Origin of the sequence: Streptomyces sp. NPDC059696, from assembly GCF_042733745.1 — a bacterium.
Taxonomy (GTDB): Bacteria; Actinomycetota; Actinomycetes; order Streptomycetales; family Streptomycetaceae; genus Streptomyces.
On the sequence record NZ_JBHWFG010000018.1, the window covers coordinates 19,888 to 45,599 of the forward strand.

The 25,712-nt window shown below is 71.7% G+C and carries 24 protein-coding genes; 10 read left to right on the forward strand and 14 right to left on the reverse strand.

Annotated features, from left to right (window positions below; genetic code table 11):
- Nucleotides 1-112: 112 nt before the first annotated feature.
- From ACFV20_RS20735 to ACFV20_RS20745, 3 genes are read right to left on the reverse strand one after another with little or no spacing between them, the layout of a single operon-like run.
- A complete protein-coding gene (locus ACFV20_RS20735; RefSeq protein ID WP_385658529.1) occupies nt 113-877 on the reverse strand; it encodes an SDR family NAD(P)-dependent oxidoreductase in 765 nt (254 codons plus the stop codon).
- 33 nt (nt 878-910) lie between these two features.
- Nucleotides 911-1,732 (reverse strand): Fpg/Nei family DNA glycosylase, encoded by an 822-nt coding sequence (locus ACFV20_RS20740; RefSeq protein ID WP_385658530.1) that lies wholly within the window; start codon nt 1,730-1,732, stop codon nt 911-913.
- A gap of 59 nt (nt 1,733-1,791) precedes the next feature.
- Entirely contained in the window at nt 1,792-6,741 is a 4,950-nt protein-coding gene (locus ACFV20_RS20745; protein WP_385658532.1) for an ATP-dependent helicase, read from the reverse strand.
- Between the two features lie 213 nt (nt 6,742-6,954).
- On the opposite strand from ACFV20_RS20745, the gene ACFV20_RS20750 reads away from it, so the two are divergent.
- Genes ACFV20_RS20750 through ACFV20_RS20760 form a run of 3 tightly spaced genes read left to right on the forward strand, consistent with a single transcriptional unit; the run spans nt 6,955 to nt 8,839 of the window.
- Nucleotides 6,955-7,785, forward strand: a complete 831-nt coding sequence (locus tag ACFV20_RS20750; protein WP_385658534.1) for an AraC family transcriptional regulator — start codon at nt 6,955-6,957, stop codon at nt 7,783-7,785.
- Nucleotides 7,786-7,808: 23 nt separating this feature from the next.
- The gene (locus ACFV20_RS20755) at nt 7,809-8,531 is read left to right on the forward strand and encodes an AzlC family ABC transporter permease (RefSeq protein WP_385658536.1); all 723 of its coding nucleotides are present in this window, start codon (nt 7,809-7,811) and stop codon (nt 8,529-8,531) included.
- Complete coding sequence (locus tag ACFV20_RS20760; protein WP_385658537.1) at nt 8,528-8,839, forward strand: AzlD domain-containing protein; 312 nt, start codon at nt 8,528-8,530, stop codon at nt 8,837-8,839. Before ACFV20_RS20755 ends, ACFV20_RS20760 begins: the two co-directional genes overlap by 4 nt.
- Here ACFV20_RS20760 and ACFV20_RS20765 read toward each other — a convergent pair whose 3' ends face one another.
- Nucleotides 8,840-9,784, reverse strand: a complete 945-nt coding sequence (locus tag ACFV20_RS20765) for a hypothetical protein (RefSeq protein WP_385658539.1) — start codon at nt 9,782-9,784, stop codon at nt 8,840-8,842.
- An 81-nt stretch (nt 9,785-9,865) separates the two neighbouring features.
- On the opposite strand from ACFV20_RS20765, the gene ACFV20_RS20770 reads away from it, so the two are divergent.
- The 4 genes from ACFV20_RS20770 (at nt 9,866) to recX (ending at nt 13,889) form a co-directional block, all read left to right on the forward strand.
- The gene (locus ACFV20_RS20770; protein ID WP_385658541.1) at nt 9,866-10,060 is read left to right on the forward strand and encodes a DUF3046 domain-containing protein; all 195 of its coding nucleotides are present in this window, start codon (nt 9,866-9,868) and stop codon (nt 10,058-10,060) included.
- 133 nt (nt 10,061-10,193) lie between these two features.
- Nucleotides 10,194-11,456 carry an AI-2E family transporter gene (locus ACFV20_RS20775; protein ID WP_385658543.1) on the forward strand — a complete coding sequence of 421 codons (1,263 nt, stop codon included), beginning with the start codon at nt 10,194-10,196 and terminating at the stop codon, nt 11,454-11,456.
- 464 nt (nt 11,457-11,920) lie between these two features.
- Nucleotides 11,921-13,039 carry a recombinase RecA gene (gene recA, locus ACFV20_RS20780; protein ID WP_366714369.1) on the forward strand — a complete coding sequence of 373 codons (1,119 nt, stop codon included), beginning with the start codon at nt 11,921-11,923 and terminating at the stop codon, nt 13,037-13,039.
- 4 nt (nt 13,040-13,043) lie between these two features.
- A complete protein-coding gene (gene recX, locus ACFV20_RS20785) occupies nt 13,044-13,889 on the forward strand; it encodes a recombination regulator RecX (RefSeq protein WP_385658545.1) in 846 nt (281 codons plus the stop codon).
- 45 nt (nt 13,890-13,934) lie between these two features.
- Here the strand turns inward: recX and ACFV20_RS20790 are convergent, their stop codons facing one another.
- The 8 genes from ACFV20_RS20790 to ACFV20_RS20825 all read right to left on the reverse strand — a co-directional run bounded on the left by ACFV20_RS20790 (nt 13,935) and on the right by ACFV20_RS20825 (nt 20,299).
- Nucleotides 13,935-14,360, reverse strand: a complete 426-nt coding sequence (locus ACFV20_RS20790; RefSeq protein ID WP_385658547.1) for a rhodanese-like domain-containing protein — start codon at nt 14,358-14,360, stop codon at nt 13,935-13,937.
- Complete coding sequence (locus tag ACFV20_RS20795; protein WP_385658549.1) at nt 14,357-14,893, reverse strand: cysteine dioxygenase; 537 nt, start codon at nt 14,891-14,893, stop codon at nt 14,357-14,359. Before ACFV20_RS20795 ends, ACFV20_RS20790 begins: the two co-directional genes overlap by 4 nt.
- A gap of 100 nt (nt 14,894-14,993) precedes the next feature.
- A complete protein-coding gene (locus ACFV20_RS20800; RefSeq protein ID WP_342781581.1) occupies nt 14,994-15,041 on the reverse strand; it encodes a hypothetical protein in 48 nt (15 codons plus the stop codon).
- A 131-nt stretch (nt 15,042-15,172) separates the two neighbouring features.
- Nucleotides 15,173-16,780 carry an FAD-dependent monooxygenase gene (locus tag ACFV20_RS20805; protein ID WP_385658551.1) on the reverse strand — a complete coding sequence of 536 codons (1,608 nt, stop codon included), beginning with the start codon at nt 16,778-16,780 and terminating at the stop codon, nt 15,173-15,175.
- Nucleotides 16,781-16,956: 176 nt separating this feature from the next.
- Nucleotides 16,957-17,850, reverse strand: coding sequence for an amino acid ABC transporter permease (locus tag ACFV20_RS20810; protein WP_385658553.1), 894 nt, complete (start codon nt 17,848-17,850; stop codon nt 16,957-16,959).
- Nucleotides 17,847-18,512: an amino acid ABC transporter permease gene (locus ACFV20_RS20815; RefSeq protein WP_352101439.1), complete on the reverse strand. Its 666-nt coding sequence runs from the start codon at nt 18,510-18,512 to the stop codon at nt 17,847-17,849. Before ACFV20_RS20815 ends, ACFV20_RS20810 begins: the two co-directional genes overlap by 4 nt.
- A gap of 84 nt (nt 18,513-18,596) precedes the next feature.
- The gene (locus tag ACFV20_RS20820; RefSeq protein WP_385658555.1) at nt 18,597-19,439 is read right to left on the reverse strand and encodes a transporter substrate-binding domain-containing protein; all 843 of its coding nucleotides are present in this window, start codon (nt 19,437-19,439) and stop codon (nt 18,597-18,599) included.
- Between the two features lie 83 nt (nt 19,440-19,522).
- Complete coding sequence (locus ACFV20_RS20825; protein ID WP_385658556.1) at nt 19,523-20,299, reverse strand: amino acid ABC transporter ATP-binding protein; 777 nt, start codon at nt 20,297-20,299, stop codon at nt 19,523-19,525.
- Nucleotides 20,300-20,589: 290 nt separating this feature from the next.
- Between ACFV20_RS20825 and ACFV20_RS20830 the strand changes: the two genes are divergently transcribed.
- Both ACFV20_RS20830 and ACFV20_RS20835 read left to right on the forward strand, forming a co-directional pair.
- Nucleotides 20,590-21,276: a response regulator transcription factor gene (locus tag ACFV20_RS20830; RefSeq protein ID WP_053671050.1), complete on the forward strand. Its 687-nt coding sequence runs from the start codon at nt 20,590-20,592 to the stop codon at nt 21,274-21,276.
- Nucleotides 21,277-21,285: 9 nt separating this feature from the next.
- A complete protein-coding gene (locus ACFV20_RS20835) occupies nt 21,286-22,692 on the forward strand; it encodes a sensor histidine kinase (RefSeq protein ID WP_385658558.1) in 1,407 nt (468 codons plus the stop codon).
- Between the two features lie 37 nt (nt 22,693-22,729).
- On the opposite strand, the gene ACFV20_RS20840 is transcribed toward ACFV20_RS20835, so the two are convergent.
- Complete coding sequence (locus ACFV20_RS20840; protein WP_385658560.1) at nt 22,730-23,731, reverse strand: TAXI family TRAP transporter solute-binding subunit; 1,002 nt, start codon at nt 23,729-23,731, stop codon at nt 22,730-22,732.
- A gap of 96 nt (nt 23,732-23,827) precedes the next feature.
- Here ACFV20_RS20840 and ACFV20_RS20845 point away from each other — a divergent pair, with 96 nt between their 5' ends.
- Nucleotides 23,828-24,235, forward strand: a complete 408-nt coding sequence (locus ACFV20_RS20845) for a MazG nucleotide pyrophosphohydrolase domain-containing protein (protein ID WP_385658562.1) — start codon at nt 23,828-23,830, stop codon at nt 24,233-24,235.
- A 257-nt stretch (nt 24,236-24,492) separates the two neighbouring features.
- Here ACFV20_RS20845 and ACFV20_RS20850 read toward each other — a convergent pair whose 3' ends face one another.
- Nucleotides 24,493-25,710 (reverse strand): cation:proton antiporter, encoded by a 1,218-nt coding sequence (locus ACFV20_RS20850; RefSeq protein WP_385658564.1) that lies wholly within the window; start codon nt 25,708-25,710, stop codon nt 24,493-24,495.
- Between the last annotated feature and the right edge of the window lie 2 nt (nt 25,711-25,712).

Consider the following 25,712-nt stretch of genomic DNA (forward strand, 5'->3'; position numbering starts at 1 on the left):
TACGGGAAACGGTCACCACGGCACCTTCGGGAAACGGTCACCACGGCACCTTCGGGAAACGGTCACCACGGCACCTTCGGGAAACGGTCACCACGGCACCTTCGGGAAACGGTCACCACGGCATCGCGACGCCCCCGTTCGGGCGGAGGATCTGGCCCGTGGTGAAGGCCGAGGCGTCGGACGCCAGGTGGAGGACCGCATGGGCGATGTCCTCGGGTGCGCCCACACGGCCCAGGGGCGACATGCGGGCCATGACGGACTCCGTGTGCGCCTGGGACGCGCTGTCGTGGCGGTCGGTCATGGGGGTGCGGATCCAGCCCGGGGCGACGGCGTTGACGCGGATACCGTGCCGGCCCAGCTCCGTGGCCAGGGTCTTCGTCAGCTGGACCACCGCCGCCTTGGCCGCGCCGTAGCAGAGCAGCCCCGGGCCGCCCGTGTCGACGGCGTCCGAGGCCATCGTGACGATCCTGCCCCGGACGCCCTGGGCGATCATCAGACGGGCCGCTTCCTGGCAGGCGTACAGGACTCCCTTGAAGTTGACGTTCAGTACCCGGTCGAGGTCCTCGTCCCGCGTCTCCAGTACCGGACTGCTGTGCATGATCCCGGCGATCGTGGCCAGGACGTCCAGACGCTCGCACGAGGCGAGGGCCTGTTGCAGCCCGTGCCGGTCGGTGACGTCGAGTGTGTGGGTGTGCGCGGTGCCGCCGCTGTCCGCGATCAGGGCCGCCGTCCCCTGCAGGCCTTCGGTGTCTCGGTCGGCGCAGTGCACCGTCGCGCCCGCCTCGGCGAACAGAAGGGCCGAGGCGCGGCCGATGCCGCTCGCCGCGCCGGTGACGAACACCGTGCGGCCGGTGAGGTCGTACGCCGTGACGGGCATACAGGCGACCGTACGAGCATGTCTGACGGGTCGTCAATTGGTGCGGCCGTGCCGTGTCGGGGAGGGGGCGGGGCCCGGCTGGCAGGTGGGGCACCAGTAGGTGGGACGTTCCCGGGAGCCGTCGCCCTGGTCGGCGACACGGATCGAGGTACGGCATCGGAGGCAGGGGCGCGGGGCGCGGCCGTAGACGAAGAGGTCCTGGCCGCGGCGGCCCGTCGTGCTGCGGATGGGGCGGTCGCGGTTGGCCTCCAGCAGCCTCTTGGCGAGGGCGGGCAGCTTCGCGGCGCGCTCGGGGGGCAGGTCACCGGCCGGGAGCCAGGGGGTGACGCCGAGCAGGAAGCAGAGCTCGCTCTTGTAGACATTGCCGATGCCGGCGAGGTTGCGCTGGTCGAGCAGGGCTTCGCCGAGTTCCCGGGCGGGGTCCTTCAGGACGTTGGCGAGGGCCTGGTCGGGGTCCCAGTCCGGACCCAGGAGGTCGGGACCGAGATGGCCGACCGCGCGCTGTTCGTCGGCCGTGCGCAGGAGCTCCAGGACGGGGAGGCGGTAGCCGACGGCTGTGCGCTCGGTGTTTCCGAGGATCGCGCGGATCTGGTGGCCGGGGCCGCCGCTCCAGCGCTGGCCGTTCCCGTACACCTTCCAGGAACCGTCCATCCGCAGGTGTGAGTGGAGGGTGAGGCCGCCCTCGATGCGGGTGAGGAGGTGTTTGCCGCGCGCGGTGACGTCCAGGACGGCGCGGCCGGTGAGGTCGGCGGTGGCGAAGCGGGGCACCCGCAGATCGCTGCGGGTCAGCACCTGGCCCGCCAGGGCGTCGTCCAACCGCTTCGCGGCCTGCCAGACCGTGTCACCTTCGGGCATGGGTCAAGGGTGACACGAAGGCAGTACACCGGGCCGGTACGGCCGCGGGCTTCCGGCCGTCACGCGCGCAGGCGCAGTCCTCGGGGTGTCGCGATGAATCCCGCTCCTTCCAGGAGGTTGCCGATGGGGGAGGTCAGGGCCTGGGCGCCGTTGACACGCTCGACCGTGACGGTGCCGAGCGAACCCGCCCGGGCCGCCGCTGCGAGGGCTTCGGCGGCGCTGTGCAGCCGGGGGTCGTCGGCGGGATCGCCGTCCGGGTCGGCGGGCCAGGCCAGCAGGGTCTTGCCGCCGCGCTCCATGTAGAGCGTCAGCTCACCGTCGACCAGGACCACCAGGGAGCCCGCTTTGCGGCCCGGCTTGTGCCCCGCGCCGGTCGGCGGCTCGGGCCAGGTCAGCGCGGCGCCGTACGCGTTCGCCGGGTCGGCCGCCGCGAGCACCACGGCCCGGGAGGCGCCGTCGGGGCGGGTACGGCGCCCCGGGAACCCTCGGTCGTACGCTGCGCGGCCGCCGTTCTGCCAGGGCGGGGCGGGCTGCGGGGGGTAGTCACGGGGCGACACCCACTCACCCGGGGCCGGCTTGGGGGTGTCGTAGGAGGCGTCCAGGTCGGGGAAGCCGTCGGGGCCGGGGGTGTCGACGTGTTCGTGGGAGGAGCCGGAGTCGTCGTCCGGGCCGGCGAAGTCATGGGCGGGAAAGTCACGAGCCGGGAAGTCCTGGGCGGCGAACGGGTCGGGCGCGGAGCCGGGAGGCGGGCCCGGCAGGTCCTCGCCGCGGTCACGGGCGTTGGACACCGCGCGCAGGCGGTCCACCGCGCCGTCCATCGCGAACTGCGCGGCGCCCAGGCCCTCCACCACGTAGCCGCGACGGGCCTGGCCGCTCTCCTCGAAGACCGACAGGACGCGGTACACCGCCGAGAAGCCGCCTTCGACACCCTCCGCCGAGACCGCGCCCCTGGTGACCACGCCGTGCCGGTCGAGGAGGGTACGGGCGAGCGCGTGGGCCCGCACGGTGGGGTCCGGTTCGTGCGCCGGGAGCAGCGACCAGCGGCCGGCGACCGTCGGCGGACCCGAGCGGGACGAGGTGCGGGCCGCGGCTGTCAGGGAGCCGTAGCGGCCGCGCGGCACGGAACGCTTGGCTCGGTGGGCCGTCGAACCGGCGGTGCGGCCCGAGCCGAGCAGGGAACGCATCGGGGCGAGCGTGTCGTTCGTCAGACGGCCCGACCAGGCCAGGTCCCAGAGGGCGTCGGCCAGTTGCGGATCGCCCGCCTCGGGATGGGTGGTGGCCCGGACCTGGTCGGCGATCTGGCGGAAGAACAGGCCGTAGCCGCCGGAGAGGGTGTCCAGGACGGACTGGTGCAGGGCGGTCAGCTCCAGGGGGTGCGGGGGCGGCAGGAGCAGCGGGGCCGCGTCCGCCAGGTAGAGCGAGACCCAGCCGTCCTTGCCGGGGAGGGAGCCGGCCCCGGCCCAGACGACCTCTCCGGCGGCGGTCAGCTCGTCCAGCATGGCCGGGGTGTAGTTCGCGACTCGGGAGGGCAGCACCAGCTTCTCCAGGGCGGAGGCCGGGACGGAGGCGCCCTGGAGCTGTTCGACGGCCCGGACCAGCCCGTCGATGCCGCGCAGGGAGTGGCCCTTGCCGATGTGCTGCCACTGGGGCAGGAACTGGGCGAGCGCGGCCGGCGGCACCGGTTCCAGCTCGTGCCGCAGGGCGGCGAGGGAGCGGCGGCGCAACCGGCGCAGCACGGCCGCGTCGCACCACTCCTGGCCGATCCCGGCCGGGTGGAACTCGCCCTGGACGACCCGGCCCGCCGCGGCGAGGCGCTGCAGGGCGCCCTCCGTGACGGCGGTGCCCAGTCCGAAGCGCGCGGCGGCCGTGGCCGACGTGAACGGGCCGTGGGTGCGGGCGTAGCGGGCGAGGAGGTCACCGAGCGGATCCTTGACGGGCTCGGTGAAGGCTTCCGGGACGCCGACCGGCAACGCCGTGCCCAGGGCGTCGCGCAGGCGGCCCGCGTCCTCGATCGCCGCCCAGTGGTCCGCTCCCGCGACACGGACCCGGATGGCGCGGCGGGCACCGGCGAGTTCCTGCGCCCACTGCGGCTCGGCGCCCCGCTCGGCGAGCTCCGCGTCCGTGAGCGGGCCGAGCACGCGCAGGAGGTCGGCGACTCCCTCGGCGTCCTTGACACGGCGGTCCTCGGTGAGCCACTGCAGCTCCCGCTCCAGCTCGGTCAGCACCTCCGCGTCGAGCAGTTCGCGCAGCTCCGCCTGGCCCAGCAGCTCGGCCAGCAGTCGCGAGTCCAGGGAGAGGGCGGCGGCGCGGCGCTCGGCCAGCGGGGAGTCACCCTCGTACAGGAACTGGGCGACGTAGCCGAAGAGCAGAGAGCGCGCGAAGGGGGAGGGTTCGGCGGTGGTGACCTCGACGAGGCGCACCTTGCGGGACTCCAGGTCGCCCATCAGCTCGACGAGACCGGGCACGTCGAAGACGTCCTGGAGGCACTCGCGGACCGCCTCCAGAACGATCGGGAAGGAGCCGAACTCGCTGGCCACCTGCAGCAGCTGCGAGGCGCGCTGCCGTTGCTGCCAGAGCGGGGTGCGCTTGCCCGGGTTGCGGCGCGGCAGCAGCAGCGCACGGGCGGCGCACTCGCGGAAACGGGAGGCGAACAGGGCCGAGCTGCCCACCTGGTCGGTGACGACCTGGTCGACCTCGCCCTTGTCGAAGACGACGTCGGCGGCGCCCACGGGGGCCTGCTCGGCGTCGTACTCCCGGCCCATCTTCACCGGCTCCTGGTCCAGCAGGTCCAGGCCCATCAGGTCGGCGTCCGGCAGGCGCAGCACGATGCCGTCGTCGGCGTGCATGACCTGCGCGTCCATGCCGTACCGCTCGGACAGCTTGGCGCCCAGCGCCAGTGCCCAGGGGGCGTGCACCTGGGCGCCGAAGGGGGAGTGCACGACCACGCGCCAGTCGCCGAGCTCGTCGCGGAACCGCTCGACGACGATCGTCCGGTCGTCGGGGATGTGGCCGCAGGCCTCGCGCTGCTCGCGCAGGTACGACAGCACGTTGTCCGCCGCCCACGCGTCCAGACCGGCGGCGAGCAGCCGCAGGCGGGCGTCGTCCTCGGGCAGCGAGCCGACCTCACGCAGGAATGCGCCCACCGCCCGGCCCAGCTCCAGCGGACGGCCCAGCTGGTCGCCCTTCCAGAAGGGCAGCCTGCCGGGCACACCCGGAGCGGGGGAGACCAGGACACGGTCGCGGGTGATGTCCTCGATGCGCCAGGAGCTCGTGCCGAGGGTGAACACGTCGCCGACGCGGGACTCGTAGACCATCTCCTCGTCGAGCTCACCGACCCGGCCGCCACCCTTCTTGGGATCGGCGCCCGCGAGGAAGACGCCGAAGAGCCCGCGGTCGGGGATCGTGCCGCCGGAGGTGACGGCCAGGCGCTGCGCTCCCGGGCGGCCGGTGATCTCGCCGGTGACCCGGTCCCACACCACGCGCGGGCGCAGCTCCGCGAACGCGTCGGACGGATAGCGGCCCGCCAGCATGTCGAGGACCGCCGTGAAGGCCGACTCGGGCAGCGAGGCGAAGGGGGCGGCCCGGCGGACCGCGGCGAGGAGGTCGTCGAACTGCCAGGTGTCCAGGGCCGTCATGGCGACCACCTGCTGGGCCAGGACGTCCAGCGGGTTGGCCGGCACCTTGAGGGACTCGATGGAGCCGGTGCGCATGCGCTCCGTGACCACCGCCGCCTGCACCAGGTCGCCCCGGTACTTCGGGAACACCACGCCGGTGGAGACCGCGCCCACCTGGTGCCCCGCCCGGCCGACCCGCTGCAGCCCGGAGGCGACGGAGGGCGGCGACTCCACCTGCACGACCAGATCCACGGCGCCCATGTCGATACCCAGCTCCAGGCTGGACGTGGCCACGACAGCGGGCAGGCGGCCCGCCTTGAGGTCCTCCTCGACCAGGGCGCGCTGTTCCTTGGACACCGAGCCGTGGTGGGCGCGGGCGATGACCTGGGGGGCGCCCTGGGCCGCCCCCGAGCCGCCCATGAGCTCGGCGGGGGAGTGGTGCTCGTCGAGAGGTTCGCCCGTGGCCCGTTCGTACGCGATCTCGTTCAGACGGTTGCAGAGGCGCTCCGCGAGGCGGCGGGAGTTCGCGAAGACGATCGTGGAGCGGTGCGACTGGACGAGGTCGGCGATCCGCTCCTCCACATGCGGCCAGATGGACGGGCGCTCCCCGCCCTCCTGGCCGTCCGCCACCGGGGAGCCGCCCAGCTCGCCCAGATCCTCCACGGGCACGACCACGGACAGGTCGAACTCCTTGCCCGACTCCGGCTGGACGATCTCCACCTTGCGGCGGGGCGACAGGAAACGGGCCACCTCGTCCACCGGGCGGACCGTCGCCGAGAGGCCGATGCGGCGGGCGGGCTTCGGCAGGACGTCGTCGAGCCGCTCCAGGGAGAGCGCGAGGTGGGCACCGCGCTTGGTGCCGGCGACCGCGTGCACCTCGTCGAGGATCACCGTCTCCACACCTGCCAGCGCGTCCCGCGTGGCCGACGTCAGCATCAGGAACAGCGATTCCGGGGTCGTGATCAGGATGTCCGGCGGGCGGGTCGACAGCGCCCGGCGCTCGGCGGCGGGCGTGTCGCCCGAGCGGATGCCCACCTTGACCTCGGGCTCGGGCAGGCCGAGGCGCACGGACTCCTGGCGGATCCCGGTCAGCGGGCTGCGCAGGTTGCGCTCGACGTCGACCGCCAGGGCCTTCAGCGGGGAGACGTACAGGACCCGGCAGCGCTTCTTCGGGTCGGCGGGGGGAGGCGTCGAGGCCAGCTGGTCCAGAGCGGCCAGGAAGGCCGCCAGGGTCTTTCCGGAGCCGGTGGGAGCGACGACCAGCACGTCCGAACCCTGGTGGATGGCCTGCCACGCACCGGCCTGGGCCGTGGTGGGCGCGGAGAAGGCACCCGTGAACCAGGCGCGGGTCGCGGGTGAGAAGCCGTCCAGGGGTCGGTGCGCATTGCTGGGCATGCGTCCATCGTGCACCTCGGCACTGACAACGGGGCCGCACCATCCTCGCGACCTGCGGATTCGCCCGGAGGAGACCGTCGGCAGGCGCCAGGATCCCGGTGCGGGCCGGGGCCCCCGGGGGAGTCGGGTTTCCGGGTGGGTCAGGATCCGGTGCGCCGGGTCATCAGGATCCCGGGGTGCGCCGGGTCGTCCGCTGCCGCGGACAATGGTCATATGAACGAGCGCGCACGGCACTGGCAGTACGACGAGCTGCCCGGTGTCGACCTGCTGCGGGCCCGCTACGTGCACAAGACCTTCGTCCGGCACACGCACGAGAACTTCGTGATCGCCGCCATCGCCGACGGGGTCGAGGTGTTCCACCACCCCGGAGGAGACCAGTACGCGGGAGCAGGGGCTCTCGCACTGGTGAATCCCGACACGCCGCACACCGGGCGCGCCGGGGTGCCCGAGGGGTGGCGGTACGGCGCCGTGTACCCGCCGGCCGACGTGGTGGCCGAGATCGCGGCCGAGACGACCGGGCTGCGCGGCACACCGGGGTTCGTCAGCCCGGTGCTGGACGACCCCTACGCCGCGAAACTGGTGCACCAGGTTCTGCGGGCCGCCGACGAGGGCAACGCCCTGGCCGCGGACACCCTGCTGCGGACCGCCGTGACCCGGCTGCTGCGGTTGAACGGCGGGCCCATGCCGCCGCGGGAGGTCCGGACGGCGGGAGCCCGCATCGCGGCACGCGCGCGTGACGTGCTGGAGGAGCGGATGGCACGCCCGCCCACCCTGGAGCGGCTGGCGACCGGTCTGGGGACCAGCCCGTTCGCCCTGCTCCGGGCTTTCCGGGACACCTACGGGATGCCCCCGCACGCCTGGCTTACAGACGCGCGGGTACGGCGGGCGCGGCGGCTGCTGGACGCCGGAACAACGCCCTCCGAGGCGGCCGTGGCCGTCGGCTTCACCGACCAACCGCACCTCAACCGGCACTTCACCCGCATGGTCGGCGTACCTCCTGGGGCGTACCAGAGAGAGCGCAAGAACGTACAAGACCTCCGCTAGCCGCGGCCCGTAGCGTGCGGGGCGTGGCAGATCGGACAGTTCTCGAAGACGCAGACATCGGTGGGAAGACGGACCGGACGGTCGTACGCGACGCTCTCGGGGTCGGGGTGGCCGTAGGGCTGTCCGGCTTCGCCTTCGGAGTGACGTCGGCCGGTGGCGGACTCACCCTGCTCCAGACGTGCGCGCTCAGTCTTCTGGTGTTCACCGGGGCGTCCCAGTTCGCCCTCGTGGGGGCCCTCGCAGCCGGCGGCAGCCCCTTCACAGCCGCCGCCGGAGCCTTCTTCCTGGGCGTGCGCAACGCCTTCTACGGCCTGCGTCTGTCGCAGCTGCTCGCCCTCCCGCGCGCGGTGCGGCCCTTCGCCGCCCAGTGGGTGATCGACGAGACGACCGCCGTCGCGCTCGCCCAGCCCACCCGGCGCGCGGCGCGGCTCGGGTTCGTCGTGACCGGGCTCACCCTCTACGTCCTGTGGAACCTCACCACGCTGCTCGGCGCCCTGGGTGCCGAAGCCATCGGGGACACCGACGCGTGGGGCCTGGACGCCGCCGGGCCCGCGGTGTTCCTGGCGCTGCTCGCGCCGATGCTGAGGTCCGGCACCGAGCGGGCCGTCGCCGGGCTCGCCGTGCTGCTGGGGCTGGGACTGCTGCCCGTGCTGCCCGCCGGAGTGCCGGTGCTGCTGGCCGCGCTGGCGGCGCCGGTCGTGCTGTGGGCGGACGGCCGGCGCAAGGGGCAGGAGGACGCGCGGTGAACGTCTGGATCGCGATCGGGGCGACCTTCCTCGGCTGCTACGCCGTCAAACTGGCCGGCCTCCTCGTGCCCGCGGGGACCCTGGAACGGCCCCTCGTCAAGCGTCTGGCCGCCCTGCTGCCCGTCGCGCTGCTGGCGGCCCTCACCGCACAGCAGACCTTCGCCGACGGGCAGACGCTCGTGCTGGACGCCCGGGCCGCCGGCCTCGCCGCCGCTGCCGTGGCGCTGCTCCTGCGCGCCCCGTTCCTCGTCGTCGTCGCCGCGGCCGTGCTGGTGACCGCGGCGGCTCGGGCCATGGGGGCGGGATGATCAGTCGACGGCCCTGCCGTACGCGCTGAGCACGCGCAGGGCCTCGATCGTCACGAGCGGGCGTGCCTCCAGGGCGGGGGCGGGGGCCCAGCGACGCCACCGGACGGGCCAGCCGCCGTCCTCCTGCTGCTGCGCCGCGAGATGGTCCAGGGAGCGGGCCATCTCGTCGTCCGTGAACCACGCGCGCGCGAGCGAGCGCGGTGTCCGCGCGAAGTCGTACGGGAAGTGGTGCTCACCCGGGGCGTAGCCGGGTGAGACCGGGTAGGCGTCCAGGTCGTCGGGGTCCAGGGCCACGAGGCGGTGTTCGCGGACCAGGCGGCCGAGCCGGCCGGCGGCCGCCTCCGCGCGCGGGCGGTCCGCAGCGGAGTCCAGGAAGACCACGGCGGCCTCGATCTCGTAGGGGTGTGACATCTCCAGGGCCTCGACCGCCCGCCAGCAGAAGTCGGTGGCCCTGAACAGCCAGGCGTGCCACACCTCGTTGCGGTGCAGCAGTCCCACCACCGGCCCGGTGGCCAGCAGGGCGCTGGGCGGGTCGTCCACGACCGTCACGAAAGGGGCCGTGGGGTAGTCGCGCTGGCTGGGGTGGATCGCCGGGAGGGCGCCGTCCGCGGTGGAGACGGACGTCAGGTAGCGGCACATCCGCTCCACCCGCTGTCCGGCGCAGCGTCCGATGGCGTCCAGGACGGCCAGTGCGTGCGCGGTGTGCAGCGGCTGGCTGACCGGCCCGCGCAGATCGGGTTCCAGCGCGTGACCGTACCCGCCGTCCTCGTTGCGGTAGGCGTCCAGGGCGGTCTCCACGGGGTCGGCGGCGGCACCCCGGAAGTGGTGGGCGAAGAGGCGCTGCTCGAGCACGCGCGCGGTGAGCCAGACGAAACGCTCCGCGCGCGTGAGGGGGCTGTGCGGCGGGGGCGGCGGGGGGAGTTCGGTAGCTCCGGTTTCGGCCATGGGTCAGACCGTAGGGGCGGGAAGCGGCGCCGGCGGGCGGTCCGGGCTCAGGCCCACCCCCAGGGGCGGGATACTGGAGTCATGCGGTTGACGGTCTTCTGGCAGCGGATGGCGGAGCACTTCGGTCCTGGTTACGCCGAAACCTTCGCGCGCGACCACGTGATGTCCGAACTCGGCGGGCGCACGGTGAACGAGGCGCTTGCCGCCGGCTGGGACGCCAAGGAGGTCTGGCAGGTGGTCTGCTCCGTGATGGACGTGCCTCAGGAGAGGCGCTGACCGTTGCCTGAGGGCGTCGGGGCGCCAGGGGGTGAAGCCGGCTGGGCCCTGCCGGCGGCGGTGGAGACGCTGAACGGTCACGAAGATCGCAGGCGGGCAGACGGTTGTCGGTGGCGTGGGCGAGACTTGGACCGTGGCACCCACTGACGAGACCGGGCAGGCAGCCCAGCAGTCCTCCGCTTCCGGCACGACGCCGCCTGCCCGGCCCCCGTGGGGCGGGGCCGGGGCGAACGGCCGTATGCCGCGCTGGCTGCCCCGCGCCATGGTGCTCGCGCTCGCCCTCGTCGCGGCGTTCCAGCTGGGCAGCTGGGTGTTCCACCAGCTCACCGGTCTGCTGGTCAACATCCTCATCGCGTTCTTCCTCGCCCTCGCGATAGAACCCGCGGTGAGCTGGATGGCCTCGCGCGGCATGCGCAGGGGCCTGGCCACGTTCATCGTCTTCATCGGGGTGACGATCGTCTCGGCGGGCTTCGTCACCCTGCTCGGCTCGGTCCTCGCGGACCAGATCATCAAGCTGATCGAGGGCTTCCCTGCGTATCTCGACTCCGTCATCCACTGGATCAACACGCACTTCAAGACCGACCTGAAGCGCGTCGACATCCAGGAGGGCCTGCTCCGCTCCGACTGGCTGCGCAACTACGTCCAGAACAGCGCCACAGGCGTCCTGGACGTGTCCGCGCAGGTCATCGGCGGTCTCTTCCAGCTGCTCACGATCGCCCTGTTCTCGTTCTACTTCGCCGCGGACGGCCCGCGGCTGCGCCGTGCGATCTGCTCGGTCCTGCCGCCCGCCCATCAGGCGGAGGTGCTGCGGGCCTGGGAGATCGCAGTGAACAAGACCGGCGGCTACCTCTACTCCCGCGGCCTGATGGCGCTGATCTCCGGTGTGGCGCACTTCGTCCTGCTCCAGGCCCTGGACGTGCCCTACGCGCCCGTGCTCGCCGTGTGGGTGGGGCTGGTGTCGCAGTTCATCCCCACCATCGGCACGTACCTGGCGGGCGCCCTGCCGATGCTGATCGCGTTCACGGTGGATCCCTGGTACGCGCTGTGGGTGCTGATCTTCGTCGTGATCTACCAGCAGTTCGAGAACTACGTGCTGCAGCCCAAGCTGACCTCCAAGACCGTCGACATCCACCCCGCCGTCGCCTTCGGTTCGGTCATCGCCGGCACCGCCCTCCTCGGCGCCGTCGGCGCGCTGATCGCCATCCCCGCCGTCGCCACGCTCCAGGCCTTCCTCGGGGCGTACGTGAAGCGCTACGACGTCACGGACGACCCCCGGGTGCACGGTCACCGGCGGCGGGGAGAGGGACCGGGCCTGCTCGCGCGGGCGAAGGGACTGTGGGAGCGCCGTGAGGCCCGGCGGCATGAGAACCGGGGACCCGGGCAGAACTCCTCCTGATCCCATCGCCGGCGAACGGATCTCGTCGTCGGCGAACGGATCTTGTCGCCGGTGCTCCGGTGCGGTCGCCGTGACCGGTGCGGTGGGCCGTGATCCGCGGTCGCCGGGACGTGGCGGTCACCATGCCCGGAGCCGTCCGCGTGACCGGAGCCGGCCATGTCGCTCGCGGCGTTCGGGCTCGCCGTGCGGTCGTCGTCGTGACCCGGTGCCGTCGTCGTGACCCGGTGCCGTCGTCGGCGCCTGCCCCGGTTCCGGATGTGCCGCGTGGTGCGCTTGACACCAAAATCGAACATCCATTCTCATGGAGGCACCGGCGAGGCTCAACGAAGGGCATTTCGACGTACTTTGGGTAGAGAAATGCCCGAGTTATCCACAGGCCGGACGTGCGTCGGGGCGCGTTGTCAGTGGCAGGCGTTAGCGTCTTTGACGTGAAGCGATCGACTCAAGCAAATCGGGTGGAACCCATGGCAGGAACCGACCGCGAGAAGGCCCTGGATGCCGCTCTCGCACAGATTGAACGGCAATTCGGCAAGGGCGCGGTCATGCGCATGGGCGACCGGACCCAGGAGCCCATCGAGGTCATCTCGACCGGATCCACCGCCCTGGACGTGGCCCTCGGCGTGGGCGGCCTGCCCCGCGGCCGTGTCGTCGAGATCTACGGACCGGAGTCCTCCGGTAAGACCACCCTGACCCTGCACGCGGTGGCGAACGCACAGAAGGCCGGCGGCCAGGTCGCCTTCGTCGACGCGGAGCACGCGCTCGACCCCGAGTACGCGAAGAAGCTCGGCGTCGACATCGACAATCTCATCCTCTCCCAGCCGGACAACGGCGAGCAGGCCCTGGAGATCGTGGACATGCTGGTCCGCTCCGGCGCCCTCGACCTCATCGTCATCGACTCCGTCGCCGCGCTCGTCCCGCGCGCGGAGATCGAGGGTGAGATGGGCGACAGCCACGTCGGTCTGCAGGCCCGCCTGATGAGCCAGGCCCTGCGGAAGATCACCAGCGCGCTCAACCAGTCCAAGACCACCGCGATCTTCATCAACCAGCTCCGCGAGAAGATCGGCGTGATGTTCGGCTCGCCGGAGACCACGACCGGTGGCCGGGCGCTCAAGTTCTACGCCTCGGTGCGCATCGACATCCGCCGCATCGAGACCCTGAAGGACGGCACCGAGGCGGTCGGAAACCGCACCCGCTGCAAGGTCGTCAAGAACAAGGTCGCGCCGCCCTTCAAGCAGGCCGAGTTCGACATCCTCTACGGCCAGGGCATCAGCCGCGAGGGCGGTCTGATCGACATGGGCGTGGAGCACGGCTTCGTCCGCAAGGCCGGCGCCTGGTACACGTACGAGGGCGACCAGCTCGGCCAGGGCAAGGAGAACGCGCGCAACTTCCTCAAGGACAACCCCGACCTGGCCAACGAGATCGAGAAGAAGATCAAGGAGAAGCTGGGCGTCGGCGTGCGGCCCGAGGAGCCGGCCTCCGAGCCGGGTGCCGACGCCGCAGCCTCCGCACCGGCCGACGCCACGCCCGCCGTCCCGGCACCGGCCAAGACCGCCAAGTCCAAGGCCGCCGCAGCCAAGAGCTGACCCTGTGACACGGCGAACCGACTGGGCGGAGTACGAGTACACCGCCTCCGGTGCCCCACGGGGGAGGGGCACCGGAGGTGACACGGGCTCAGCCGCCGACGAGGCGGACGGCCCGGGGCACACCCCGCACGAGAACGACCGGCTCTACGGGGACGAGGGCGACACCGGGCCGCAAAGGGGCGGCCACCCCGGGGGCTCGCGTGACGGGGGCTCGCGTGACGGAGGCTCGCGTGACGGCGGGCCGGGCGGCAGGCGCGGTCGTCGTCGGCGCGGCTTCGGTGAGGCGGCGGCAGGCACCGGGGACGGAGGTGCCCTCTCCTCATCGAGGGCCGAGCAGGAGGCACCTCAGGGGGACCCGGTCGAGCGGGCTCGGGCGATCTGCCTGCGCCTGCTCACCGGGACCCCACGGACCCGAAAGCAACTCGCCGACGCCCTGCGCAAGCGGGAGATCCCCGACGACGCCGCCGAGGAGGTCCTCTCACGGTTCGAAGAAGTCGGCCTCATCAACGACAGTGCCTTCGCGGACGCCTGGGTGGAGTCCCGCCACCACGGCAGGGGCCTCGCGCGTCGCGCGCTCGCCCGGGAGCTGCGCACCAAGGGCGTCGACACCGCGCTGATCGACGAAGCCGTCTCCCAGCTCGACTCCGAGCAGGAAGAGGAGACCGCGCGCGAGCTCGTCGCCCGCAAGCTCCGCTCCACCCGAGGCCTCGACCGCGACAAACGCCTCCGCCGCCTCGCAGGCATGCTCGCCCGCAAGGGCTACTCCGAGGGCATGGCCCTGCGAGTGGTCCGCCAGGCCCTGGAGGAGGAGGGCGAGGACACGGAGTTCCTCGGGGACGAGGGGTTCTGAGGGTTCGGGTTCAGCTCCTGGCGGCGAATGACGCGTGCGTCGCCTTCACTCCGACACCACCGGCAACCCGGCCTCCCGCCACGCCTGGAACCCTCCGATCAGGTCCGTGGCCCGGTGGAGGCCCAGGTGGTGGAGGGACTGGGCCGCCAGGCTGGACGCGTAGCCCTCGTTGCAGATGACGACGATGCGCAGGGCGTGACTGGTGGCCTCGGGAAGGCGGTGGCTGCCCTGGGGGTCGAGGCGCCATTCCAGTTCGTTGCGCTCGACGACCACGGCGCCGGGGATGAGGCCGTCCCGCTCGCGCAGGGCGGCGTAGCGGATGTCGACCAGGAGCGCGTCGCCGGCCCGGGCGGCGTCGTACGCCTCCCGCGGCTCGATCCGCTCGTAGGACGCCCGCACGCGTTCCAGCAACTCGTCGATGCCGAGCGGTGGTGGGGTGCCGGGCCCCGTCGGCCCGGGTGCGGCGCTCACTGCCAGTCCTCCGGACGCTCGACCTGCTCGAGTCGCAGGACCGGGCCGCTGCGGCTGTAGCGGCGGATCTGCGGCAGCGGCGGGTAGTAGGCGTGGACGGAGACCGCATGCCGGTCGGGGGACTCGTTGAGCACCTCGTGGACGTGATGCCGGCCGAAAGCGCGGCCCTGACCGGCCCGCAGCCGCCGTTCCCGGTCCACACCCTCGTCGAGTTCCAGGGTCTTCCAGCCGTCCGTGGGCAGCCGGACGGCGAGCGAGTGCTCCTTGAGCTCGCCTGAGGCGGTCAGAAAGGCCCCGACCGAATCGGCGTGGTCGTGCCAGCCGGTGCCCGAGCCGGGCGGCCAGCCGATCAGCCAGGCCTCACTGCCACCGGGCCCGTCCAGCCGCACCCAGGTGCGGCCCTCCGGGTCGAGTGGCAGGGAGTCGATCAGCTCGGTGTCGGCGGCCGTGCGCCGCACGAAGTCATAGAGGTCGGCCTGCGTGGGAGCCGGGCCGGTGGCGACAGAGGGGATCGCAGAGGGGGATACAGACACGGGTGCCGTCCTGGAGGTCCTGATGAGGGTTCGCGAATGAGGCGCGGCGGCCGGCGGACAGAGCACGGCGCGGCGGCGCGCAGGAAAGCGGAATGCGAAATCAGCAGGACGGGCGACACACGCAGCCCGCATAGCGGATGAGGTCCATATGGACCCTCCGCCACAGGCGCACACAGGTGTCGGTCACGCACCGGAGTACACCACGACCGCCCGGACGGGTCAACTCACTGTCACCATGCGGACGCAGCGTGACAGTGAGCACATTCACCCCGGCGGGCGTCAGCGCGACCCGGCCGAAGCACCCGCCTCCGTCTGCGCCTCCACCGGACCGCCCACCGTCGCCTCCGCCGCCGCGTACAGATCGGCCGGGCGTACTCCGCCCAGAGCGGTGACGAGGTGCCCGTCGGGACGCACGAGCAGGACCGTGTGCGCGGCCGCGCCCGGGTAGCTCTCCGCGACGAGCAGCTCGGCGGGGTGGGGCAGCGCGGCGACCGCCGCCGCCAGCTGCGGCATGATGCCCGCGCCGACCCAGTGCCTGCGCTCCCAGACGCCTGTGCCCGGCGCGATCAGCACCACGAGCAGCGCACCGCGGCCGAGCCGGTCCCGCAGTTGAACGAACGTGCCGTCCTCCGCGGTGACCCGGACGTCGGTGACCGGCGCTCCGAGCGGTGTGTCGACCGGGACCTCCCCCTCCAGCCGCGGGGACGCGAGCGGCGAGTCGGCGTACGCCCCCGGCGCGCCGAGCTGGCCGTGCCCCAAATGGCCTTCGGTGAGCAGCGTGTCGTGCCCCCGGGAGGAGCCGGGCACGACGGCGCGCAGCCCTCCACCACCGCGCAGCACCGGCAGCGCCTGGTCCGCGGCGCGGAGCCGGGCGGCGACGACCGCCCGGCGTTCGGTCTGGTAGCTGTCGAGGAGCGCCTCGTGGGGCCCGTGGTGCCAGGCCAGGGCCAGTTTCCAGGCGAGGTTGTCGGCGTCCCGCAGGCCTTCGTCCAGCCCGTGTGTGCCCAGCGCGCCGAGCAGGTGGGCCGCGTCCCCCGCGAGGAACACCCGGTCGGCGCGCCAGCGGCGGGCCAGCCGGTGGTGGACGGTGTGGACACCGGTGTCCAGCAGCTCGTAGGGCGGGGTCGTGCCGCCCGCCCAGCCGGCCAGGGTCTCCCGGATGCGGGTGAGGAGCAGTTCGGGGGTGACCAGGTCCTTGCCGGGCGGCAGGAGCCAGTCCAGACGCCAGACGCCGTCCGGCAGCGGGCGCGCCGTGACCTCGCCGGCCGAGGGGCCCGACGTGCGCCAGGGCGGCAGGCGGTGCAGCAGCGCCTCGTCGTGCCAGGGCAGTTCCGTACGGAGCGCGGCGACGGCGTGACGTTCCACCGCCGTGCGGCCCGGGAAGCGGATGTCCTGGATCTTGCGGACGGTCGAGCGGGGCCCGTCGCAGCCGACCAGGTAACTGCCGCGCCACCATGTGCCCTTGGGGCCGCGGGTGTGGGCCGTCACGCCCGAGGGTTCCTGTTCGAGGCCGTCGAGGCGGCTGTCCACGGCGACCTTGACGAGCCGTTCGTCCGCGAGGGCCGCGCGCAGGGCGCCGGTGAGCACGTGCTGGGCGATGTGCAGGGGGGCGGGCTCGGTGCCGTCGAAGACGACCTCGCGCATCACCTGCTTGCGCCGCATCGACCGCCATCCGGCCCAGTGCGCACCGGCCTTGGCGAGCGGCACACCGGTCAGCCGTTCCATCAGGGCGGCGGTGTCCTCGCGCAGGACGACGGTGCGCGCCGCACGGGGTTCGTCCTTGCCCGGGCCCTCGTCGAGGACGACGCACGGCACCTCCTGACGCGCCAGCGCCAGGGCGAGCGTGAGCCCGACGGGCCCCGCTCCGACGATGATCACCGGATCCACGGCGAGGCGCCCCCTGCCCGCGGTGGTGTCTTGAGAGACGTAGGTGAACAGGAAGGTGGAGCAGGGTGCACGATCACAGAACGTATGCAACCCATTGCCGGTGCTTGCGTCAAGTGACCAGGGGCAGTGGCGATCATGCCACTGCCCCTGAGGGTGTCACGTGAGGTGACCGGGTGTCAGACGGTGCCTCCGGCGCCGGTTCCCGCCGTACCGGCGATCTCCGCGTCGTTCGGGCCCACGACCGCGCCCGTCGACTTCTTCGCGCGCCGCAACCGGCGTTCCAGCCAGCTGGCGAACGAGGTCAGGGCGAAGTTGAGCACGATGAAGATCACGGACACGACGATGAGGCTTTGGATGATGTTCCCGCCGTAGTAGCCGCTCATCGTGCTGGCAGCGGCGAGCAACTCCGCGTAGGTCAGGACCGCGCCGCCGAGTGCGGTGTCCTTCACGATGACGACGAGCTGACTCACGATCGCCGGAAGCATAGCCGTGACCGCCTGCGGCAGCAGGATGAGGCGCATCAGCTGTCCCTTCCGCAGGCCGATCGCCACCGCCGCCTCGGACTGGCCCTTGGGCAGGGCCAGAATGCCCGCCCGGACGATCTCGGCGAGGACGGAGGCGTTGTACAGCACCAGACCGGTGACGACCGCGTACAGCGGACGGTCGTCGGAGCTCACAGCGGTGTACTCGGCGAACAGCGCGAGACCGAAGATCATCAAGACCAGCACGGGGATGGACCGGAAGAACTCGACCACGACCGCGGCCGGCACCCTGACCCACGCGTGGTCCGACAGGCGGGCGATGCCGAGGACCGCGCCCAGCGGCAGCGCGATGATCATCGCCAGGGCCGCGGCCTTCAGGGTGTTCTGCAGACCCGGCCAGATGTACGTGGACCAGGCCTCGGTGTGGAAGAACGGCTCCCACAGGGCCCATTCCAGCTGGCCCTTGTCCTTGAGGGTGCCGATCACCCACCACAGCAGAGCGGCGACGGCGACCAGGAAGACGATCGTGAGGACGATGTTGCGACGCTTGGCGCGAGGCCCCTGCGCGTCGTACAGGACGGAGCTCATCGCTTCACCGCCACCTTCTTGCCCACCCAGCCGAGGATCAGGCCGGTCGGCAGCGTCAGGATCACGAAACCGAACGCGATGATCGCCGAGATCAGCAGCAGCTGCGCCTCGTTCTCGATCATCTCCTTCATCAGTACCGCCGCTTCGGCGACACCGATGGCGGCGGCCACCGTGGTGTTCTTGATGAGGGCGATCAGCACGTTCGCGAGCGGGACGACGGACGAACGGAACGCCTGGGGCAGCACGACGAGCCCCAGTACCTGGCGGAAGTTGAGACCGATCGCGCGGGCCGCCTCCGCCTGCCCCACCGGCACCGTGTTGATGCCGGAACGCAGCGCCTCGCACACGAAGGACGAGGTGTAGAGAATGAGGCCCAGTACGGCGAGCCGGAAGTTGATCGTCTCGACGTCGTCCGCGCCGAGGGAGACTCCCAACGTCTGGTTCAGGCCCAGCGACGTGAACAGGATGATGACGGTCAGCGGGATGTTGCGCACGATGTTCACGTACGCGGTCCCGAAGCCGCGCATCAGCGGCACCGGGCCGACGCGCATGGCGGCCAGCAGGGTGCCCCAGATCAGGGAGCCGACGGCGGAGAGCACAGCGAGCTGCACTGTCGTCCAGAAGGCTCCCAGCAGGTCGTAATCCTCAAGAAAGTCGAACACGATCTCCCGTGCTTCCGCGTGTAGGAATGTCCACGCCGGTGCGCCGCCCCCTCCGGTGGGCGGCGCACCCTGTCAGGCGCTGCCTCAGCTCTTGATCTCGCCGATCTTCGGCGCCGGCTCGTTCTTGTAGTCGGCCGGGCCGAGGTTCTCGTCCACGGCCTTCTGCCAGGCACCGTCCGCGACCATGGCCTCGAGGGCCTTGTTGATCTTGTTCTTGAGGTCGCTGCCCTTCTTGACGCCGATGCCGTAGTTCTCGTTGGTCAGCTTGAAGCCGCCGAGCTTGAACTTGCCCTTGAACTGCGACTGGGCGGCGTAACCGGCGAGGATCGAGTCATCGGTGGTCAGCGCGTCGACGGCACCGTTCTGCAGACCGGGCAGACAGGCGGAGTACGTCGGGTACGGCTGCAGCTGCGCCTTGGGGGCCAGCTTGTCCTTGACGTTCTGCGCCGAGGTGGAGCCGGTGACCGAGCAGAGCTTGGCGTTGTTCAGGTCCTTCGGCGTCTTGATCTTGTTGTCGTCCGCCCGGACCAGAACATCCTGGTGCGCCAGCAGGTAAGGACCGGCGAAGTCGACCTTCTCCTGGCGCTCGGGGGTGATCGAGTAGGTCGCCGCGATGAAGTCGACGTCACCGCGCTGGAGCATGGTCTCGCGGTCGGCGCTCTTGGCTTCCTTCCACTCGATCTGGTCCTCGTTGTAACCGAGCTTCTTCGCGACGTAGGTGGCGACGTCGACGTCGAAGCCGGCGTACCCCTGCGGCGTCTTCTGGCCGAGGCCGGGCTGGTCGAACTTGATGCCGACCGTGATCGTCTTGCCACCGCCGTCGGAGCCGGAGTCGCCGCCCGTGCTGTTGTCGCCGCCGCACGCGGTGGCGGTGAGGGCGAGAGCGAAGACGGTGGCCGAGGCGGCGGTGACCTTGCGGAGCTTCATGATGAACATCCTTTGGCTGGTGAAGAGATGCGGGCCCTCAAGGGATGGGCGACACGGGGGCGCGTCGGACGCGACCCGCGCCGTCAGTGGTGCAGGATCTTCGACAGGAAATCCTTGGCACGGTCGCTGCGCGGATTGCTGAAGAACTGGTCGGGCGCAGCCTCCTCGACGATTCGGCCGTCTGCCATGAACACCACGCGGTTTGCGGCCGATCGCGCGAAACCCATCTCGTGGGTGACGACGATCATGGTCATGCCGTCGCGGGCGAGCTGCTGCATGACCTCCAGCACCTCGTTGATCATCTCGGGGTCGAGCGCGGAGGTGGGCTCGTCGAAGAGCATCACCTTCGGCTCCATGGCCAGAGCCCTGGCGATGGCGACGCGCTGCTGCTGGCCGCCGGAGAGCTGCGCCGGGTACTTCTCGGCCTGCGCGCCCACGCCGACCCGGTCGAGGAGGGCCCGGGCCCGGTCCTCGGCGGCCTTCTTGTCCTTCCTGCGGACCTTGATCTGGCCGAGCATCACGTTCTCGAGCACGGTCTTGTGCGCGAAGAGGTTGAAGGACTGGAAGACCATCCCGACGTCGGCCCGCAGCCGGGCGAGTTCCTTGCCCTCGGCGGGCAGCGGCTTGCCGTCGATCGTGATCGAGCCGGAGTCGATCGTCTCCAGGCGGTTGATGGTGCGGCACAGGGTGGACTTGCCGGACCCGGAGGGTCCGATGACCACGACGACTTCACCGCGGGCGATCGTCAGGTCGATGTCCTGGAGTACGTGCAACGCGCCGAAGTGCTTGTTGACGCTCTTCAGGACGACCAGATCGCCGGTCGCGGCCACATCTTCCTTGGCCACCGATACTTCGGTCATCGCTCTCAGGCTCCGTCCTCCTCGGTTTCGGAGGACAGTAGTTACCCTCTACGACCTGCGTCATTACATCTGAGGGGAATCTGAGCATCACGATCCGATAGCAATCGGACACGTGTCGTAGCACTTGTGAGCAGCGCTGATATCGGCCGGATAACGGAAGGGCTCCGCAACCGGAACTCTCTTGACGCCGTCCTCTTTCATCAGCGTGACTGCACAGGATGCACGCGCGCGTGTGCACGCGTCTTGCTACACATCCTGATCGTACGGCCAGTGAACGGAAGGGGGACCGGATGAGACTGCTGCTCGTCGAGGACGACAACCACGTCGCCGCCGCCCTGTCGGCTGTTCTGGCGCGGCACGGGTTCGACGTCACGCACGCGCGCAGCGGTGAGGAGGCCCTCCAGGCACTCGTCCCCGAGGGTGACTGCTTCGGCGTCGTCCTCCTCGACCTCGGTCTGCCCGACCAGGACGGATACGAGGTCTGCGGCAAGATCCGCAAGCGCACCAGCACCCCGGTGATCATGGTCACGGCCCGCTCCGACGTGCGCTCCCGTATCCACGGCCTCAACCTCGGTGCCGACGACTACGTGGTGAAGCCCTACGACACCGGGGAACTGCTCGCCCGGATCCACGCGGTCAGCCGGCGCACCTCCCACGAGGACACCTCCAGCGGCATCGAGACCGAGCTGCGGCTCGGCCCCGTGCACATCGAGCTGCCCACGCGCAGGGTCAGTGTCGACGGGTCGGTGATCAGCCTGACCCGCAAGGAGTTCGACCTGCTGGCCCTGCTCGCGCAGCGGCCCGGAGTGGTCTTCCGCCGGGAGCAGATCATCAGCGAGGTGTGGCAGACCAGCTGGGAGGGCACCGGGCGCACCCTGGAGGTGCACGTCGCGTCCCTGCGCGCCAAGCTGCGGATGCCGGCCCTCATCGAGACCGTCCGCGGAGTCGGATACCGGCTCGTCGCGCCTGCCGGGTAGCGGGGCCGGGTGCGCACTCGTCTGCTCCCCCTGCTCATCGTCCTGATGGCGGCCGTGCTGCTCGCACTCGGCGTGCCGCTGGCCGTGAGCCTCGCCGGCGCGCAGCAGCAGAAGGTCGTCGTCGACCGCATCGACGACACGGCCCGCTTCGCCGCCCTCGCCCAGTTCGTCACCGACTCGCCCGACGGCACCACCGGCGCCTTCGAGAACGAGCGCCTGGCCACGCTCCGCAGCGAGCTCCGCAGCTACTACGAGGTCTACGGCATCCGGTCCGGTGTCTTCTACCGCACCGGCCGTGCCATGGCCCACGCCCCCGAGGAGTGGTCGCTGCCCGGGGAGGGCGAGGTGCGTGACGCCTTCGACGAGGCGAAGCTCAGCCGCCGCAGCCACGACCCGAAGCAGGTGTGGCCGTGGCAGCACCGCAACCTCGTGGTCGCCTCGCCGGTCATCCGGGACGGCGACGTCGTCGCGGTCGTCGTCACTGACTCGCCCACCGGGCAGATGCGCTCCCGCACGCTGCACGGCTGGCTGGTCATCGGCGCGGGTGAGTTCGCCGCGATGCTGCTGGCCGTCGGCGCCGCCCTGCGGCTGACCGGCTGGGTGCTCAAGCCCGTGCGCGTCCTCGACGCCACCACCCACGACATCGCCACCGGACGGCTCAAGTCCCGGGTCGCGGCCGCCGGCGGGCCACCGGAACTCCAACGCCTGGCCCGGTCGTTCAACGAGATGGCGGACCACGTCGAGAACGTGCTGGAGCAGCAGCGCGCCTTCGTCGCCGACGCCTCGCACCAGCTGCGCAACCCCCTCGCCGCGCTGCTGCTGCGCATCGAGCTGCTCTCGTTCGAACTGCCCGAGGGCAACAAGGAGATCGCCTCCGTCCAGGCCGAGGGCAAGCGCCTCGCGCAGGTCCTGGACGATCTGCTCGACCTGGCGCTGGCCGAGCACACCGAGGCCGATCTGAAGGTCACCGACATCGGGGAGCTCGCCGCCGAACGTGTCGCCGCCTGGGCGCCGACCGCCGAGGCCAAGGGCGTGCGCCTGGTGGGGGACTGCCCGCCCACGACCGCGTGGGCGGACCCGGTCGCGCTGTCCAGCGCGCTGGACGCGGTCATCGACAACGCGGTGAAGTTCACGCCCGAGGGGCAAGCAGTGGAGGTGGCCGTCGCCTCCAACGGCGACACCTCCACGGTCGTCGTGACCGATCAGGGGCCGGGCCTGAGCGAGGAGGAGCTGGCCCGCGTCGGTGACCGCTTCTGGCGCAGCGGCCGGCACCAGAACATCAAGGGCTCGGGCCTCGGGCTGTCCATCTCCCGGGCCCTGCTCGCGGCGGGCGGCGGTTCGATCGCGTACGACGGTCACGAGCCGCACGGACTGAAGGTGACGGTGTCGGTGCCGCGGTCGGCGCCCACGGCCTGACGGACCGCGATCGGGCCGGCCGGGTGCGGCTCGGGTGCTACGGCTTGACCGACTGGTAGTAGCGCTGGGCGCCGACGTGCAGTTTCAGCGGGTCGGTGTAGATCGCGGTACGGACGTCGACCAGCTGCGCGGAGTGGACGGTCGCGCCGATGAGGTCGCGGCTGTCGAGCACCGTGCGGGTCATCCACTCGGTGAGCCGTGGATCCATGTCGCTGCGCGTGATCAGCAGGTTGGACACCGCCAGCGTCGGCACCGCCTTGCCGCGCTGGATGGTGGGGTAGGCCGACTCCGGCATCTGGGTGGCACGGTAGAAGCGCGTCGCACCGCCCTGGTCGTGCAGTTTGGCGACCAGCGTGGCGTCGATCGGCACGAACCGGAAGGCCGACGCCGACTTCTTGGCCGGCTCGCTGAGCCCGTCCGTGGGCAGGCCGCCCGACCAGAAGAACGCGTCCAGGCCGTGCCCCAGCCGCTTGGGGCCGGTGTTGATGCCGTCGGACGAGGGCTGGATGTCCTTCTCCGGATCGATGCCGGCGGCCCTCAGCACGCGGTTCGCTATCAGCCGCACACCGGAGTCGGGCAGCCCTATGGCCACGCGCTTGCCCCGCAGGTCCGCCACGGAGCGGATGTCCGAGTCCGGCGGCACCACGAGCTGGACGTAGTCGTCGTACAGACGCGCGACACCGCGCAGCCGGTCGGCGCCCTCGCCGTTGCCGCGTGCGTACGTGGCGACCGCGTCGGCCGCGGCGATCGCGAAGTCGGCGTCGCCCGTCGCCACGTCCGAGACGTTCTCCTGTGATCCTGCGCTGGGCTGCAGCCGCACCTTCAGGTCGGGCATGTCCTTGTCGATCTCGCCGCTCAGGAGCCGGCCGTACTCGTGGTAGACGCCCGCGCGGGTGCCCGTGCTGAACGTGATCGTCCCGCTCGGTGGTTCCTCCGCCCAGGGGCGCAGCCACCACATCAGCAGCCCGAGGACCACGAGGGAGGCGGCGCCGCCCTGCAGGGCCCGGCGCCTGCCGACGGGGGTGAGCGTTCTGGACATGCGGGCGATCCTGCCAGCCGGGTGGCGCCCTGACCAGGGCAGGGGTCACAAGCCGGTGGTGGGGGAGCGCCGGCGGGCGGTACTACAGTCGCCCCCATGAGCTCTTCGCCCGCTGACCTGGTCCGTGAATTCCACCGCGCCTTCGGCCTGGACGCCCGCAGTACGCCGACGGAGGTCTCCGCGGACCTGGCGGCCCATCGCGGCGAACTGCTCGCGGAGGAGGCGGCGGAGGTCGCCGAGGTGTCGGTGCGGGGTCCGCTCGACCGGCTCGCGCACGAGCTTGCGGACGTGGTGTACGTCGCGTACGGGACCGCTCTCGTGCACGGCATCGACCTCGACGCGGTGCTCGCCGAGATCCACCGCTCCAACATGACGAAGCTCGGCCCCGACGGCACGGTCTCCCGCCGGGAGGACGGCAAGGTCCTCAAGGGCGAGCACTACGAGGCGCCGGACGTGCTCGGGGTGCTGCGCAAGCAGGGGTGGGTTCCGGGCGGAAACGCCTGACCGGGTTCCCGTGCCGGCCCCGGCGTGGTGGCCGGACCGGCACGGGAGCACCTCGGGCGCCGGCCCGGGCGTCACCCGCGGGCACGGGGACCGGCCCCTCGTCTGTCCGGGGCGCCCGGCCCGGGCTCCCCCATGGGGCACGGGGACCGGCCCCTCGCCTGTCCAGGGCACCCGGCGCGGGCTCCCCCATGGGGCACGGGGACCCGCCCCTCGCCTGTCCGGGGCGCCCGGCCCGGGCTTCGCCCCGCCACGTCCTTTCAGTCGGCGACCGGCGCCTCCGTCTCCGCTGCTCGGGGTGCGGGCTGCGAGGGGCGGGGGGTGCGGCGGCGGGACCACCAGGTCGCCACCGGCTCGGTGTAGCGCGCGGTGAGCGGGCCCAGGACGACCAGGATCAGGACGTACGCCGTGGCCAGCGGGCCGAGGGACGGTTCCACACCGGCCGCGACGGCGAGACCCGCGATGACGATCGAGAACTCGCCGCGGGCCACCAGCGCCCCGCCGGCCCGCCAGCGGCCCTTGACGGAGATGCCCGCCCGCCGGGCCGCCCAGTAGCCGGTGGCGATCTTCGTCAGTGCGGTGAGGACGGCCAGTCCGAGAGCGGGCAGCAGGACGGGCGGGATGCTCGACGGGTCGGTGTGCAGCCCGAAGAAGACGAAGAACACCGCGGCGAACAGATCACGCAACGGGCTCAGCAGGGTGTGCGCGCCCTCCGCGACCTCCCCCGACAGCGCGATGCCCACCAGGAAGGCCCCGACCGCCGCCGACACCTGGAGCTGCTGGGCGACACCGGCGACCAGGATCGTCAGGCCCAGCACCACCAGCAGCAGCTTCTCCGGGTCGTCGCTGGAGACGAACCGCGAGATGAGCCTGCCGTAGCGCAGGGCGAGGAACAGCACGAGCCCGGCCGCGCCCAGAGCGACCGCCAGTGTCACGCTGCCGGCCAGCAGCCCGACGCCCGCCACCAGCGCCGTGACGATGGGCAGGTACACCGCCATCGCCAGATCCTCCAGCACCAGCACGCTGAGGATCACCGGCGTCTCCCGGTTGCCGACCCGGCCCAGATCGCCCAGCACCTTCGCGATCACACCGGACGACGAGATCCACGTGACACCGGCCAGCACCACGGCGGCCACCGGCCCCCAGCCCAGCAGCAGCGCCACCGCGGCACCGGGAAGCGCGTTGAGGGCGCAGTCGACCAGACCGGCCGGGTAGTGCGTCTTGAGGTTGGAGACCAGGTCGCTCGCCGTGTACTCCAGGCCCAGCATCAGCAGCAGGAGGATGACGCCGATCTCCGCGCCCGTGGCGATGAACTCCTCGCTCGCGCCGAGCGGCAGCAGACCGCCCTCACCGAAGGCCAGACCGGCCAGGAGGTACAGGGGTATCGGCGAGAGCCGGAACCGGGCGGCGAACCGGCCGAGGAGGCCGAGGCCGAGGATGATGGAACCGAACTCGATGAGCAGGACAGCGGAGTGCAAAG

Bases quoted from the DNA above. Each gene is read 5' to 3' on its own strand.
- ACFV20_RS20735 (WP_385658529.1), bottom strand. From the start codon at position 877: ATGCCCGTCACGGCGTACGACCTCACCGGCCGCACGGTGTTCGTCACC.
- ACFV20_RS20740 (WP_385658530.1), bottom strand. From the start codon at position 1,732: ATGCCCGAAGGTGACACGGTCTGGCAGGCCGCGAAGCGGTTGGACGAC.
- ACFV20_RS20745 (WP_385658532.1), bottom strand. From the start codon at position 6,741: ATGCCCAGCAATGCGCACCGACCCCTGGACGGCTTCTCACCCGCGACC.
- ACFV20_RS20750 (WP_385658534.1), top strand. From the start codon at position 6,955: ATGAACGAGCGCGCACGGCACTGGCAGTACGACGAGCTGCCCGGTGTC.
- ACFV20_RS20765 (WP_385658539.1), bottom strand. From the start codon at position 9,784: ATGGCCGAAACCGGAGCTACCGAACTCCCCCCGCCGCCCCCGCCGCAC.
- ACFV20_RS20770 (WP_385658541.1), top strand. From the start codon at position 9,866: ATGCGGTTGACGGTCTTCTGGCAGCGGATGGCGGAGCACTTCGGTCCT.
- recA (WP_366714369.1), top strand. From the start codon at position 11,921: ATGGCAGGAACCGACCGCGAGAAGGCCCTGGATGCCGCTCTCGCACAG.
- ACFV20_RS20810 (WP_385658553.1), bottom strand. From the start codon at position 17,850: ATGAGCTCCGTCCTGTACGACGCGCAGGGGCCTCGCGCCAAGCGTCGC.
- ACFV20_RS20820 (WP_385658555.1), bottom strand. From the start codon at position 19,439: ATGAAGCTCCGCAAGGTCACCGCCGCCTCGGCCACCGTCTTCGCTCTC.
- ACFV20_RS20825 (WP_385658556.1), bottom strand. From the start codon at position 20,299: ATGACCGAAGTATCGGTGGCCAAGGAAGATGTGGCCGCGACCGGCGAT.
- ACFV20_RS20830 (WP_053671050.1), top strand. From the start codon at position 20,590: ATGAGACTGCTGCTCGTCGAGGACGACAACCACGTCGCCGCCGCCCTG.
- ACFV20_RS20840 (WP_385658560.1), bottom strand. From the start codon at position 23,731: ATGTCCAGAACGCTCACCCCCGTCGGCAGGCGCCGGGCCCTGCAGGGC.
- ACFV20_RS20845 (WP_385658562.1), top strand. From the start codon at position 23,828: ATGAGCTCTTCGCCCGCTGACCTGGTCCGTGAATTCCACCGCGCCTTC.